This is a genomic window from Sphingopyxis soli (genome assembly GCF_018682675.1).
Lineage (GTDB): Bacteria > Pseudomonadota > Alphaproteobacteria > Sphingomonadales > Sphingomonadaceae > Sphingopyxis > Sphingopyxis soli.
This window is the reverse complement of the sequence record NZ_JAFMTR010000100.1, coordinates 16,953-30,424: the sequence shown is the minus strand read 5'-3', so window position 1 is coordinate 30,424 and position 13,472 is coordinate 16,953. Positions and strand designations below refer to the sequence as shown.

At 66.0% G+C, this 13,472-nt stretch carries 18 protein-coding genes; 9 read left to right on the top strand and 9 right to left on the bottom strand.

Translation table 11 applies throughout. The features are described from left to right. Window positions 1-240 precede the first annotated feature (240 nt). Genes J1N50_RS15140 through ygfZ form a run of 3 tightly spaced genes read right to left on the bottom strand, consistent with a single transcriptional unit; the run spans window position 241 to window position 2,193 of the window. Complete coding sequence (locus J1N50_RS15140) at window positions 241-789, bottom strand: retropepsin-like aspartic protease family protein (RefSeq protein WP_215355176.1); 549 nt, start codon at window positions 787-789, stop codon at window positions 241-243. A 40-nt stretch (window positions 790-829) separates the two neighbouring features. Next, window positions 830-1,441 (bottom strand): hypothetical protein, encoded by a 612-nt coding sequence (locus J1N50_RS15135; protein ID WP_215355173.1) that lies wholly within the window; start codon window positions 1,439-1,441, stop codon window positions 830-832. A gap of 11 nt (window positions 1,442-1,452) precedes the next feature. Continuing rightward, a complete protein-coding gene (ygfZ, locus tag J1N50_RS15130; protein ID WP_215355171.1) occupies window positions 1,453-2,193 on the bottom strand; it encodes a CAF17-like 4Fe-4S cluster assembly/insertion protein YgfZ in 741 nt (246 codons plus the stop codon). 57 nt (window positions 2,194-2,250) lie between these two features. On the opposite strand from ygfZ, the gene pyrC reads away from it, so the two are divergent. Beyond that, window positions 2,251-3,273 (top strand): dihydroorotase, encoded by a 1,023-nt coding sequence (gene pyrC, locus J1N50_RS15125; protein ID WP_215355169.1) that lies wholly within the window; start codon window positions 2,251-2,253, stop codon window positions 3,271-3,273. A 100-nt stretch (window positions 3,274-3,373) separates the two neighbouring features. Here the strand turns inward: pyrC and rarD are convergent, their stop codons facing one another. After that, window positions 3,374-4,291 (bottom strand): EamA family transporter RarD, encoded by a 918-nt coding sequence (gene rarD / locus J1N50_RS15120; protein WP_215355167.1) that lies wholly within the window; start codon window positions 4,289-4,291, stop codon window positions 3,374-3,376. A gap of 19 nt (window positions 4,292-4,310) precedes the next feature. After that, on the bottom strand, window positions 4,311-4,583 hold the full coding sequence (locus J1N50_RS15115; RefSeq protein ID WP_425516951.1) for a hypothetical protein: 273 nt from the start codon (window positions 4,581-4,583) through the stop codon (window positions 4,311-4,313). Window positions 4,584-4,712: 129 nt separating this feature from the next. On the opposite strand from J1N50_RS15115, the gene J1N50_RS15110 reads away from it, so the two are divergent. From J1N50_RS15110 to J1N50_RS15095, 4 genes are all read left to right on the top strand, one after another. After that, on the top strand, window positions 4,713-5,111 hold the full coding sequence (locus J1N50_RS15110; protein WP_215355165.1) for a glycine zipper 2TM domain-containing protein: 399 nt from the start codon (window positions 4,713-4,715) through the stop codon (window positions 5,109-5,111). A gap of 161 nt (window positions 5,112-5,272) precedes the next feature. Continuing rightward, a complete protein-coding gene (locus J1N50_RS15105) occupies window positions 5,273-5,824 on the top strand; it encodes a GNAT family N-acetyltransferase (RefSeq protein ID WP_215355163.1) in 552 nt (183 codons plus the stop codon). Next, window positions 5,821-6,267, top strand: a complete 447-nt coding sequence (locus J1N50_RS15100) for a DUF1330 domain-containing protein (protein WP_215355161.1) — start codon at window positions 5,821-5,823, stop codon at window positions 6,265-6,267. Before J1N50_RS15105 ends, J1N50_RS15100 begins: the two co-directional genes overlap by 4 nt. A gap of 86 nt (window positions 6,268-6,353) precedes the next feature. Beyond that, a complete protein-coding gene (locus tag J1N50_RS15095; RefSeq protein WP_215355159.1) occupies window positions 6,354-7,103 on the top strand; it encodes a hypothetical protein in 750 nt (249 codons plus the stop codon). A 109-nt stretch (window positions 7,104-7,212) separates the two neighbouring features. Here J1N50_RS15095 and J1N50_RS15090 read toward each other — a convergent pair whose 3' ends face one another. After that, window positions 7,213-7,395 (bottom strand): CsbD family protein, encoded by a 183-nt coding sequence (locus J1N50_RS15090; RefSeq protein WP_215355157.1) that lies wholly within the window; start codon window positions 7,393-7,395, stop codon window positions 7,213-7,215. Between the two features lie 114 nt (window positions 7,396-7,509). Beyond that, complete coding sequence (locus tag J1N50_RS15085; RefSeq protein WP_215355155.1) at window positions 7,510-8,229, bottom strand: Crp/Fnr family transcriptional regulator; 720 nt, start codon at window positions 8,227-8,229, stop codon at window positions 7,510-7,512. A gap of 125 nt (window positions 8,230-8,354) precedes the next feature. Between J1N50_RS15085 and J1N50_RS15080 the strand changes: the two genes are divergently transcribed. Then, window positions 8,355-9,761 (top strand): DUF1254 domain-containing protein, encoded by a 1,407-nt coding sequence (locus J1N50_RS15080; protein ID WP_215355153.1) that lies wholly within the window; start codon window positions 8,355-8,357, stop codon window positions 9,759-9,761. A gap of 110 nt (window positions 9,762-9,871) precedes the next feature. Here the strand turns inward: J1N50_RS15080 and J1N50_RS15075 are convergent, their stop codons facing one another. Together J1N50_RS15075 and thiS are read right to left on the bottom strand one after the other, a co-directional pair. Continuing rightward, a complete protein-coding gene (locus J1N50_RS15075) occupies window positions 9,872-10,642 on the bottom strand; it encodes a bifunctional sulfur carrier protein/thiazole synthase protein (protein ID WP_215355151.1) in 771 nt (256 codons plus the stop codon). Continuing rightward, complete coding sequence (gene thiS / locus J1N50_RS18035) at window positions 10,639-10,842, bottom strand: sulfur carrier protein ThiS (protein WP_215355149.1); 204 nt, start codon at window positions 10,840-10,842, stop codon at window positions 10,639-10,641. The genes J1N50_RS15075 and thiS overlap by 4 nt, the downstream gene beginning before the upstream one ends. Window positions 10,843-10,923: 81 nt before the next feature. Between thiS and J1N50_RS15065 the strand changes: the two genes are divergently transcribed. The 3 genes from J1N50_RS15065 to accC all read left to right on the top strand — a co-directional run bounded on the left by J1N50_RS15065 (window position 10,924) and on the right by accC (window position 13,298). Further along, window positions 10,924-11,364 (top strand): type II 3-dehydroquinate dehydratase, encoded by a 441-nt coding sequence (locus J1N50_RS15065; protein ID WP_215355147.1) that lies wholly within the window; start codon window positions 10,924-10,926, stop codon window positions 11,362-11,364. Window positions 11,365-11,440: 76 nt separating this feature from the next. Then, on the top strand, window positions 11,441-11,929 hold the full coding sequence (gene accB / locus J1N50_RS15060; RefSeq protein WP_215355145.1) for an acetyl-CoA carboxylase biotin carboxyl carrier protein: 489 nt from the start codon (window positions 11,441-11,443) through the stop codon (window positions 11,927-11,929). Between the two features lie 10 nt (window positions 11,930-11,939). Beyond that, the gene (gene accC / locus J1N50_RS15055; protein ID WP_215355142.1) at window positions 11,940-13,298 is read left to right on the top strand and encodes an acetyl-CoA carboxylase biotin carboxylase subunit; all 1,359 of its coding nucleotides are present in this window, start codon (window positions 11,940-11,942) and stop codon (window positions 13,296-13,298) included. Window positions 13,299-13,472: the final 174 nt, after the last annotated feature.

Genomic DNA, 13,472 nt, shown 5'->3' with positions numbered 1-13,472 from the left:
CGCAGCGCTGGAAAAATGGATTCCGGATCGAGTCCGGAATGACGAAGGTCTGAAAACGGCCGATTGCTGACCCATCTTTTATCGTCACCCTGAACTTGTTTCAGGGTCCATCGTCTGCCGTTTCCTTCGGTGCGGCGCCGGATGCAAGGCCCGGCCATGGATGCTGAAACAGCGAGGCCATCGCCGTAGCCAGCATGACGAGATTTGAAGGGCTGGAATCCACCCCAAAGCAGACGCCCGTCACCGCAGCGTCATCGTGTCACCCTCGACGTTCACCGTGCCCAGCTTCGCGAGGAAGCTCTGGCCGAGCAGCGAGACCCCCATGTCGGCGTCGATCACCGCGGCCTGCACGCCGCGAACCTCGATGCCGTCGACCTCGACGCTGCCGAGCATCGTCATGCGCATCGGCACCTGCCCGCCCGCGGTCTGCGCCATGCCGCCCACCGGCAGGCGGTCGACGTCGATCCCGACCGCTTCGGCATCGCGGCGTGTCAGCGCGATCATCGACGCGCCGCTGTCGACCATCATGCGGACCGGCCGCCCTTCGACCTCGACATCGGCATAGAAATGCGAGTCGGGCGCGCGCGTCAGTCGCGCCTCGCCCGAATGCGACCCGCCGGCCGGCGCCGATGAGGACCAACTGCTCTGCCCGCGCTTTTGCGTCGTGAAATTGCCCTGATTGGCAGGTTTGGCGGCGGGCGCCCCGACAGACGGCCGGTCGGCAAAGCCCACCAGACCCACCGAGCCTGCCACGACGATGACGGCAAAGGTAATGAAGCGCCCCAACATGCCGGCGCTTGTCGCAGATCGGGGTTGGAGAATGGTTAAGTCAGCCGCGCTCGACGAAGGCGCGCCAGCGCGGCACGCCGCCGCGCACCGAATAGGCGATGCGCACGCAAGCGTAGGGACGCGCCGCGCGATTATCCGCCTCCGCGGCGGTCGCGGGCCACACCCCTCCGCTCGCCGCCGACCAGCAGACGAGCGCCTCCGCCTCGGGCCGCGCGGCGATCTCGGCGCGATCGTCCGGCGAATAGCTGGCAGGAATCGCCCAGCCGAGGATGCGGCGTTCGAGCGGCTTGCCCGAACCGAGCAGCGGAGCGAAGGCGGCGCACCGGTCGGCGAGCAGCGCGGCGACCGCTTGCCGGTCGGCCTCTCCCAGCCAGCGGCCGCCGAGCTTCGACTGCCAGTCGCCCGAACGAAGCGCGGGCAGCAGCTCGTCGGCCGCTGCCTCGAAACGCGTGCGCCATGGCGAATCCGCCGCCAGCGGCGCCAGCGGCGCGGGCTCGGCGGCGGCTTCGGGCTCGATCGGGACCAGCGGGGCGATGTCGGCGGCGGATGGGGCCGCGCAGCCGCTTTGCGCAGCGGCCGGCGTTGCGATGAAGGCGGCGGCAAGCGCCGACGGGATCAGCAGGGCGCGCATGGCGGGGAGATTAGCACGCATGCCTGCGCCTGTCATGATCCGGCATCCGCCAGCCCTTCGCGCATCCAATAGGGCGCGGCCGCCGGATCGATGGCCTCGACGCGGCGATGCTCGACCGACCAACCGAGGTCGGGCCAGGCCACGACCTGTCGCCTTTCGTCGGCTTCGGCGATCGCCACGACGACCAGGCGGCGATTGACCTTCTGCCGCCAGTTCATCCGCGCGGTATTTTCCTGGCCGACATAGCAGCCCTTGGTGAAGCTGACACCGTTCAATTCGGCGGCATTGCATTCGAGCCAGAGCGTCGTCCCGTCGCCGAGTTCGGCGCGCCCTTCGGTGACGCCGAGCGACAAGCGGTGCGCCTTCCAGGCGGCGTCGGCGCCCGTATCGCCGTCGGCGGGGGCGAGCCAGCGCTGACCGAGATCCGAAAGGCGCGGGTCGACGACGCCGAGGTCGCCCTCCCTGGCCCAATGCACGCAAAGATCGGGCTCGCGCTCGATCGTGATCGCGCGGTGCAGGCGATAGAGGGTGAGCCGCTTGGCGAGATCGCCCGCTGCATCACGCTCGCAGTCGATCAGGACGTCGTCCTCGTCGCCCCAGATCAGGAAGTCGAACAACACCTTGCCCTGCGGCGTCAGCAACGCGGCCCACACCGGCAGATTGCCCGAGACATCGTTGGTGACGAGACCTTGCAGGAAGCCCCGAACATCTTCGCCGGAGAGACGGATGAGAGCGCGCTCGACCAAAGTCGTCGGGAGGGTGGTATTGGCCATGGCGATAATCTAGGGACGCGGCAGCCAAAACCAACCCGCAAGTTGACGAGTCTCCCGATGACCGACCGCCTGACGATCCGCCGCCCCGACGACTGGCATGTGCACCTTCGCGACGGCGCGATGCTCGATCATGTCGCGCCTTATACCGCGCGCCAGTTCGCGCGCGCGATCGTCATGCCGAACCTGTCGCCGCCGGTGACGACGGCGAGCGAGGGCGCTGCCTACCGCGACCGCATCCGCGCCGCGGTTCCGGCCGACCATGACTTCACGCCGCTGATCGTCGCCTATCTGACCGACAGCAGCGACGCCGACGAGATGGCGCGCGGCCATGCTGCGGGGGTGTTCACCGCGGCGAAGCTCTACCCCGCCCACGCGACAACCGGCAGCGCGCACGGCGTTACCGACGTTGCGAACATCATGGGCGTCCTCGAACGCATGGCAGAGATCGGGATGCCGCTGCTGATCCACGGCGAAGTGACCGACCATGACGTCGACATCTTCGACCGCGAGGCGGTGTTCATCGAGCGCACGCTCGCGCCGCTGGTGACGCGGATGCCCGAGCTCAAGATCGTGTTCGAGCATATCACCACGTCGGAGGCGGTGGAGTTCGTCAATAGCGCCCCCGCCAATGTCGGCGCGACCATCACGCCGCAGCATCTCCACATCAACCGCAACGCGATGCTCGTCGGCGGGATCCGCCCGCACGCCTATTGCCTGCCCGTCGCCAAGCGCGAGCACCACCGGCTCGCGGTGCGCGCCGCGGCGGTGTCGGGCTCGCCCAAATTCTTCCTCGGCACCGACAGCGCGCCGCACGCGGTGCACACCAAGGAAGCCGCCTGCGGCTGTGCCGGCATCTTCAACGCGCCCTATGCGCTCGAAAGCTACATCACGGTGTTCGACGAGGAAGGCGCGCTCGACAAGTTCGAGGGTTTCGCCAGCGAGCATGGCCCGAACTTCTACGGCCTGCCATTGAACGGAGGCACCATCACGCTCGAACGCGGCGCGACGGTCGTGCCGGACACGATCGGCGAAGTCGTGCCCTTCCACGCGGGCGAAACTCTGGGCTGGAAGCTTGTCTAATTTTCTTTCGTCACCCCGGACTTGATCCGGGGTCCATGACTGCGGCGCCGCGGTGGATGCCGGATCAGGTCCGGCATGACGAAGAAGGCAATCGGCGGCGCTAAGCCGCGGGCATCATCCGGTCGGCGCGCATCTTGCGCCACATGTCGAAGCTGAACACCGCGATACTGACCCAGATCAGCAGGAAGCAGACGAGCTGCACCGGCTTCAGCGGTTCGTCGAAGACGAAGAGGCTGAGCAGGAACTGGATCGTCGGCGCCAGATACTGGACGAAACCGAGCGCCGCATAACTCATCTTGCGCGCGGCGGTGGCGAACAGCAGCAACGGGACGGCCGTCACCACGCCGCCCGCCATCAACAGCAGGCTGATCGAGCTTTCCGACCCAAAGCCGCGCCCGTCGGCGGCCGCGAGATAATAGCCCGCCACAGCAAGCGAGGGCAGCAACAGCACCGTGGTCTCCACCGACAGGCCGGGCAGCGACCCCACCGGCGCTATCTTGCGCAGCAGTCCATAGATGCCGAAACTGAACGCGAGCGTCAGGCTGATCCACAGGGTATCGAGTGCGCCCGCGAGCAGGATCGCGACGCCGACCCCGGCGATGACGACCGCCAGCATCTGCATCCGCGACAGTCGCTCACCCAGAAAAACCATCCCCAGCATCACATTGACCAGCGGATTGAGATAATAGCCGAGGCTCGCCGCGAGCACATGGTCGGTGAAGATCGAATAGATATAGACGAGCCAGTTGACCGCGATCAGCACCGAACTCGCGAGCAGCAGCCGCAGCACCTTCCAGTCGCGCAGCACCGCCAGATACTCGCCGATCTGTCGCCGGAATGCCATGATCAGGAAGCAAAGCGGCAGCGACCAGACGATGCGCTGCGCGAGCACCTCGACCGGCGGGACGCTGGTCAGCAGCTTGAAGAAGAGCGGGACGAAGCCCCAGATACCATAGGCCGCGAGCGCATAGGGCAGCCCGCCTTCGTGGCTCCCCGCGGGGGCTGGTGCCTTGTTCATGACGCGCCGCCGCTCTGGATCAGATGAGGCCGCCGCCGAGCATCAGCCGGACGATGCCGATGACGATGACGACGATATTGAGGTTCCGCCCCGCGGTCCGGTCCGACATTGCCCCGAGTGCGAGGCCGACCACCGCAAACGGCACGATCACCCAATTCGCCCAGCCGAGCAGCGGGATGAAAGCAAAAACGGCCAAAATCAATGCGATGACACCGATAACGAGCGAGGCGATATTGAGCATGTCGTCACTGTCGCACGCCCCGCGCCGCCCTTCAAGCCGGTTTCGGTTCATCGACGGAAAGGCTCGCTTCGTCTTGTTGCCTCCCGTTCATGCAACGCCCGATGAACCCGGCTCGTTCTTCCCCTCGAAGCGCCCGGTCCCTGGCGGGAAGGACGCGTCGAAACCAGGAAAGGAAAAAAGATGCGTATTCTGACCAAGAGCCTGATGGGTGTGTTCGTTGCCGCGAGCGTCGTCGGCACCGCCCCGGCTTATGCCGGTCTGTCGCACGCAGTCCCGGCACAGGGCTATAGCAAGGTCGACGAAGGCGCGAATTTCTATCGCAAGAAGGATCGCCGTTATTACGCCTCGCGCGACCAGCGGATCAATCCGAACACCCGCATCTGGCGCGGCAGCGACGGTCGTTATCGCTGCAAGAAGGACAATGGCACGACCGGCCTGCTGATCGGCGGCGCCGTCGGCGGCCTCGCCGGCCACGAGATCGCGGGCAATGGCGACAAGCTGCTCGGCACGGTGCTCGGCGCCGCGGGCGGCGCGCTGCTCGGCCGCGAGATCGACCGCGACAAATATCGCTGCCGCTAAACGAAATCGCTGACCCGTCGCGGGTGTGGGTCCGAGACCCCTCCACCTGCACCCCGTGATGGAGAGGGCGCCGGTCAATCGCCGGCGCCCTCAAGCGCGTCCTCTTGCCGTTCCCCTCGTCTTCCCGCAAAAGCGTCTCCGACTGCTGCGGGAGAGACTAGATGCTGAATGGCCCCCTGCTCGTGACCGAGCGGCTGATCCTCCGCCCGCCCGCGCCCGAGGATTTCGACGGCTTCGCCGAAATGTGCACCGAGGAAGACACGATGCGCTTCATCGGCGGCACCTGCCCGCGCTCGACCGCGTGGCGGCAATGGTGCACGCTCGCGGGCGCTTGGCACATCAGGGGCTTTTCGATGTTTTCGGTCATCGAGCGCGACAGCGGCGAATGGGTCGGACGGCTCGGACCGTGGGAGCCCGACGGCTGGCCCGCGCCCGAGATCGCTTACGGCGTCCGCGCCAAATTCGCCGGCAAGGGCTATGCCTTCGAGGGCGCGGTGGCGGCGTGCGACTTCGCGGTCGAATTCCTGAAATGGCCCGAACTGATGCACAGCATCGACCCCGCCAACGCGCGCTCGCAGGCGCTGGCGAAGCGGCTCGGCGCGACGAACAGCGGGCCGACGCGCCTGCCCGCCCCCTTTCAGGATTCGCCGGTCGACGCCTGGACGCAGAGCGCCGACGCCTGGCGCGTCAAACGCAAGGAGTTCCAGCCATGAGCGACAAGCATGTCGACCCCGAACGCGCGCAGTTCGACGCCTTCAAGGCGCTGCCGCGCGACACGAAAATCCACATGCTGAACCTCGTCCGCTTCAAGGACGAGGCGACCTATCCTGCGGATCACCCCCTTGCCGACAGGGGCCTGAGCGGCGCCGAGGCTTATGCCAACTATGGTCGGGACAGCGGCCCGGTGCTTCAGCGCGTCGGCGGCAGCATCGTCTGGCGGGGGTCGATGGAGGCGATGCTGATCGGTCCCGACGGCGAGAAATGGGACGCGATGTTCGTCGCCGAATATCCGAACAGCGGCGCCTTCATGGAAATGGTCACCGATCCCGTCTATCGTCAGGCGGTGGTCCACCGGCAGGCGGCGGTCGAAACGTCGCGGCTGATCCGCACCGCGCCGGGATTGCTTCCGTCTCGCTCCGGCACAGTTTTCGGATAACAAAGCGTTACGCATTAACGCATTTTATTTGAGCCTTTTTAACCAGGATCGGGCATTCCCGACGGGATATTAAGGGAGTGTTAGCTATGATGGTGCGCGGAAAATGGCTGGTCGCCGGCCTGCTGATCGCGGCGGCACCGCTCGCGGGGTGCCGCGACAATCCTGATGCCAAGGCCGACCTCAAGCCGCTCGACGACGGGCTGACCGACGCCGACCCGGTGGTGAAGGGCGCGCTCGAAGACAAGATCATGGTCGACCCGAAGCTGACGGGTCAGGCGAACCGCAACGCCGCGGGTCCAGGCAACCGGCCGGTCGACGGCCGCGCGCCCGGCGTCGCCGCAGGCAAGGCGGCCACCGCCGCCGAGGCCGCCGCCGCGCTGAAAGCCGGCAAGCTGCTGCAGGCGCCCAAGGCGCTGGCGTTCGAGGAGAATTGCGACGGCGACTGCGACGCCAAGCGTCCGGTCACGATCGGCGCGCTCGCGCGCGACCAGCAAAAGGGCGCCTGCGACGCCAAGCTGACCTATGGCAACCAGTGGGCCGACCGCCTGCCCGCTGCGTTCAAGCTCTATCCGCGCGCGACGCTGCGCGAAGCGGCGGGCGTCGCCGGCGGCAAGTGCAACATCCGCGTCGTCAATTTCCAGACCGCCGCGTCTATCCAGGGCGTGCTCGACTATTACCACACGATGGCGATCCGCGCCGGCTACACCAGCGACCACCGCGTGCGCGGCAACGAGCATATGCTCGGCGGCACGAAGGGCGACCTCGCCTATGTCGTGATGCTGCGCCGCGACGGCGGGATGACCGATGTCGATCTGGTCGCGTCTGGCGGCACCTGATTATCCTACCTTTGTCCGCTCCGCCTGGCGGCAGGGAGGAACAAGAGACAAAATGAAAAGGCCCCGGGGGAGGGAATCCCGGGGCCATTTTCATCCGCGACGAAAATCGTCAGATCTTGTCGCCGAGCGCGCCTTTGACCTTGCCCTTCAGATTCTGGGCTTCGCCCTTGCGCTCCTGCATTTCGCCTTCGGCGCGCAGGCGTTCGTTGCCGGTCGCCTTGCCGATGGCTTGCTTGGTGTTGCCGATCGCTTCGTTGCGAAGACCTTTTGCCTTTTCCGTCAGTTCACCCACGGGGGTTCTCCTTTCTCGAAGAGGCGGGGAGCAGCCTCTCGCAGGTAGAACCAGCGGGTGGGCCGCCATGTTCCCGCGGCGTCGGACAAAGCGTTCTCCACAAAGGATAAATGGTCAGCCGCCGGCTTCGGCGATCGCGTCGAGCGCCGCCGGGTCGCGGATCGTGATGCGGTTATAGTCAATCGCGATCAGCCCAGCCTCCTCGAACCCGCGAAGCAGCTTGTTCACGCTCTGCCGCGTCACGCCCAGCATCGCACCGAGTTGTTCCTGCGGCAGGCGGAGGCCGAGTTCGATCCCCTGCCCGCCCGCACTCCCGTGGATGCGCGCCAGGTCGACGAGCGTCGCCGCCATCCGCTGATCGAGCGATCCCAGATTGTGATCGCCGAGCAGACGCAGACTGTCGCCATGCCGCGCGCACATCAGCAAGGCGACGTCGCGCCACAATATCGGCTCGGCATCGAGGATCGCGGCGAGGCCGTCGGCGGGCAGGTGCAGCAGCACGCTGTCCTCATAGGCGCGATAGTCATAGCGGATCGGCGGATCGGCGAGCAGCCGGACGATCGCGAGAATCTGCGGCGCGCCGTTGATGCCAAGCACGAATTTCTTGCCCGCCGCCGACCCGCGGCTGACCTCGACCTCGCCCGAGGCGATGACGAATGCCTCGCGCCTTTCGGGATCGTGGGCAAAGATTTCCGCGCCGCGCGGATAATATTCGGCGCGCGCGATCGCGGCGAGTTCGGCGATCCGCGCCTCGGGCCAGCACGCGAAAAGCGGACAGCGGCAAAGTGCGGCTGCCCGCTCCTGCTGCGACCATATATGCGCTTTCGTCGCCATCGGCCTCCTCCCCCGGCGACCTTAGGCGCGCGCGATAAAATTCCCAGCAGATTGTCGGCAGGATGACAGACCGGCCCCCGCTTCGCGGGTAAAGCGCGACCATATTTGTTCGGGAGTCGCCTGCGATGAAGAGCCTGCTTGCCCTGTTGACGATGCTGTTCGCTTTCCCGCCCGCCTTCGGCTCGGCCGCTGCTGCCGAAGCCGCACCGGTCAGCGAGGACGAAGCCTATACGATCGGTATCGAAGCCTATACTTATGCCTATCCGCTCGTGCTGATGGAAACGACGCGGCGCGTGGCGACCAACACGGGCGCACCCGGCCGGATGCGCGCGCCGGTCAACCGGTTCGGGCATATGAAGAGCTACCCCGACGCGACATTCAGGGATGTTGTGCGCCCCAACGCCGACACGCTCTATTCGACCCTGTGGTTCGACGTCGGCAAGGAGCCGCTGGTGCTGACGCTGCCGAACACGGGAGGCCGCTATCATGTCATCCCGCTGATGGACATGTGGACCGACGTCTTCGCCACGCTCGGCACGCGCACGACCGGCAACGATGGCGGCACGGCGGCAATCGTCGGTCCGAACTGGAAAGGCTCGCTGCCGAAGGATATGCGGATGATACGCAGCCCCACCGAGATGGGCTGGATCATCGGCCGTATCCAGACCAACGGCGCCGCCGATTACGACCATGTCCACTCGCTGCAGGCAGGCATCAAGGCCGCGCCGCTGTCGCAATGGGGCAAGCCCGGGGCCGCCACGGCAGCGCCGACACCCGATCCCTCGGTCGACATGAAGACCCCGCCGGTGCAACAGGTCGCCGCGATGGCCCCGCAAGCCTTCTTCGCCTCCTTCGCCGAGCTCATGAAGCGCAATCCGCCGCACGCCAGCGACTATTCGGTCGTCCTTCGCATGGAACGCCTCGGGATCGTCCCCGGCCAAAGCTTCGATCTGGCGCAAGCCGATCCCGCCATCCAGCGCGGCTTGACCCGGGCCGCCGCAGACGCCCTTCAGAGGATCGTCGCGCGGCGAAAGGCTCTGCCGATCACCCGCAACGGCTGGGGTGCGATCGGCAGCACCGTCGGCGTCTATGGCAACGACTATCTGGCGCGCGCGTTCATCGGCTTCGCGGGACTCGGGGCGCTGCCGCCGGAGGAAGCCGTGTATCCGATGGCGGTGCTGGGCGACGACGGCAAGCCGCTGACCGGCGCGGCCAATTATGTGCTGCATTTCGAAAAGGACCAGATCCCGCCCGCCGACGCCTTCTGGTCGCTGACCATGTATGGCGAGGACCAGTTCTTCGTCGCCAACCCGATCGATCGCTTCGCGATCGGCGACCGCGACAAGCTCAAGTTCAACGCCGACGGATCGCTCGACCTCTACATCCAGCGCGCTTCGCCCGGCGCCGACAAGGAAGCCAACTGGCTTCCGGCCCCGGCCGGGCCGTTCACGATGAACCTGCGCCTCTACCTGCCGCAGCGCCGCGCGACCGACGGAAGCTGGATGGTCCCGCCGGTGAAGCGGGTGCCTTAAACCAGCTTGCGCCGCTGCGAAGGCAGGGGCCCATCTCCGGAAGGCGCTATCTTGCACGGACAGGAGATGGGTCCCCGCCTTCGCGGGGACAAACCGCTAAATTTGCGCTATCAGATCAACCCCGCCAACGGACTCGACGGGTCGGCGTAGCGCCGCAAACCCATGCGCCCCGCCAGATAGGCATCGCGCCCTGCCTCGACCGCTTGGCGCATCGCACGCGCCATGCGGATCGGATCTTTCGCTTCGGCGATCGCGGTGTTCATCAGCACGCCATCGCAGCCGAGCTCCATCGCCACCGCGGCATCGCTCGCGGTGCCGACGCCGGCATCGACGAGCACGGGCACCGACGCGCCCTCGACGATCAGGCGGATGGTGACGCGGTTCTGGATGCCGAGGCCCGACCCGATCGGCGCGCCCAAGGGCATGATCGCGACCGCGCCCGCATCCTCGAGTTGCTTCGCGGCGATCGGATCGTCGACGCAATAGACCATCGGCAGGAAGCCCTCTTTCGCGAGCACCTCGGTCGCCTCAAGCGTCTCGCGCATGTTCGGATAGAGCGTCTTCGCCTCGCCCAGCACTTCCAGCTTCACCAGATCCCAGCCGCCCGCCTCGCGCGCCAACCGCAAGGTACGGATCGCGTCGTCGGCGTTGAAGCAGCCCGCGGTGTTCGGCAGGTAGGTGATCTTCCTAGGATCGATGAAATCGGTCAGCATCGGCGCGGTCGGGTCCGACACATTCACGCGGCGCACCGCGACGGTGACGATCTCGGCCCCCGACGCCTCGACCGCCGCAGCATTCTGCTCGAAATCCTTGTATTTGCCGGTGCCGACGATCAGCCGCGACGTGAACGTCCGTCCGGCAACGCTCCAACTGTCGGTCAACACCCGCCTCCTACGAAATGAACGATTTCCAGCGCGTCGCCTTCGACCAGCGCGACGTCGGCCAGCGTCGAGCGCGGCACAATCGCACGATTGCGCTCGACCGCGACCTTCTTGACGTCGAGGCCGAGCGAGGCGACGAGGTCGGCAATACTGCCCTCGCGTACCTGCCGGGGTTCGCCGTTGAGAATGACCGATATCACCGGGGAATCCGCCTTGCTTTGCCTTTTGCTTGGCAGCCCATATAGGGGGAGCGCATCGCGTCGCAACCGAAAGACCGTCTCTTGCCCGAACTTCCGACCGTCTATGTCCTCTCCGGCCCCAACCTCAACCTTCTCGGCACGCGCGAGCCGGAGATTTACGGGCACGACACGCTGAACGACATCCATGCGCGGCTGGAAACGCAGGCGGCCGGACTGGGGCTACGGCTCGAATGCCGCCAGACGAACCATGAAGGCGTGCTGATCGACTGGCTGCACGAGGCCTATGTAGCGGGCGCGAAGGCGGTGCTGCTCAACGCCGGCGGCTATACCCACACGTCGATCGCGATCCACGACGCGATCAAGTCGATCAGGGTGCCGGTAATCGAGGTCCATCTGTCGGACCCGATGAAGCGCGAGGAATTCCGCCACATCAGCTACGTCGGCATGGCGGCCGTAGCGCATTTTGCAGGCCATGGCGCGAACAGCTATACGCTGGCGCTGGACGCCGCCGCCCGACTCTGACAAGAGGGCGCCGGAAAAACAGGGGTCAGGGCATCGGGGCATCAGGGCCACTATGCCGCAGAACAGGAACTACATCATGGGTGACCATAAAGAGCACGGCATCAACATCGATCCGGCTTTCGTCCGCGCACTCGCGGAGCTGCTCGACGACACGCAGCTGTCGGAAATCGAGGTCGAGGACGGCGACCGCAAGGTGCGCGTCGCGCGCACGCTGACCGCCGCTGCCGCGCCCGTCGCTTATGCGCCCGCGCCGGTCGCGGCGCCCGCTGCTGCCGCTCCGGCCGCGCCGGCCGCCGCTGCCGCAGGCGCCGCACCCGCCGCTGACACTTTCGCCGATGCCGTGAAGTCGCCGATGGTCGGCACCGTCTATCTGGCTCCCGAGCCCGGTGCCGCGAATTTCGCGGCGGTAGGCTCGGCGGTCAAGGCCGGCGACACGATCCTGATCATCGAGGCGATGAAGGTCATGAACCCGATCGTCGCGCCCGCCGACGGTACGCTGAAGGCCGTGCATGTCGAGAATAGCCAGCCGGTCGAGTTCGACCAGCCGCTGTTCACCATCGGCTGAGCCTTACCCGATGGCTATCGAGAAACTGCTGATCGCCAACCGCGGCGAGATCGCGCTGCGCATCCACCGCGCGTGCCACGAAATGGGCATCAAGACCGTCGCGGTCCATTCGACCGCCGACACCGACGCAATGCACGTTCGCCTTGCCGACCAGGCGGTATGCATCGGCCCCCCGGCGGCGAAGGACAGCTACCTCAATATCCCGGCAATCATCTCGGCAGCGGAGATCACGGGCGCCGACGCGATCCATCCGGGTTACGGCTTCCTTTCCGAGAACGAGCGGTTCGCGGAGATCATCGAAGCGCATAACATGATCTTCGTCGGCCCGAAGCCCGAGCATATCCGCACGATGGGCGACAAGGTCGAGGCGAAGCGCACCGCGGTCGCGCTCGGCCTTCCTGTCGTTCCGGGTTCGCCGGGCGCGGTGACCTTCAGCGAGGAGACCAAGAAGCTCGCCAAGGAAATCGGCTATCCCGTCCTCATCAAGGCCGCCTCGGGCGGCGGCGGACGCGGCATGAAGGTCGTTCCCGACGAAGACAGCCTGGAAAGCCTGATGGGTCAGGCGTCGAGCGAAGCGGCGGCCGCCTTTGGCGACCCGACCGTCTATATGGAAAAATATCTCGGCAACCCGCGCCACATCGAATTCCAGGTATTCGGTGACGGTCAGGGCAATGCCATTCATCTGGGCGAACGCGATTGCTCGCTCCAGCGCCGCCACCAGAAGGTGCTCGAGGAAGCCCCCTCGCCGATCATCTCGGCCGAGGAACGCGCGCGCATGGGCGGCATCTGCGCCGACGCGATGGCGAAGATGGGCTATCGCGGCGCGGGAACGATCGAGTTCCTTTGGGAGAATGGCGAATTCTTCTTCATCGAGATGAACACGCGCATCCAGGTCGAGCATCCCGTGACCGAGATGATCACCGGCTTCGACCTCGTCCGCGAACAGATCCGCATCGCGGACGGCGCCGGGCTTTCGGTCAAACAGGAAGACCTGGAATTCCGCGGTCATGCGATGGAATGCCGCATCAATGCCGAGGATCCGCGCACGTTCCTGCCCTCACCGGGCAAGGTGACCGCTTATCATCCCGCGGGCGGAATGCACGTCCGCGTCGATAGCGGGCTCTATGCCGGCTATTCGATCCCGCCCTATTACGACAGCATGATCGGCAAGCTGATCGTCTATGGCCGCAGCCGCGAAAGCTGCATGATGCGGATGCGCCGCGCGCTCGAGGAAATGGTGATCGGCGGCGTCAGGACGAACATTCCACTGCATCAGGCGCTGCTCGCCGACCCCGACGTGATCCACGGCGACTACACGATCAAGTGGCTGGAGGAATGGCTGGCAAAACAGGATGAAGGTGCGGCCTGAACCATATGGCTTCGTCATGCCGGACCCTTCGACAGGCTCAGGACAGGCTTGATCCGGCATCCCTTCATGCGGCGCTGCATGGACCCCGGATCAAGTCCGGGATGACGACGTTTTTGGATGCGCCGACCTGTGCCGCCGCTCACTTTCACTAGGGATGGTTTTTGGCTATGGACT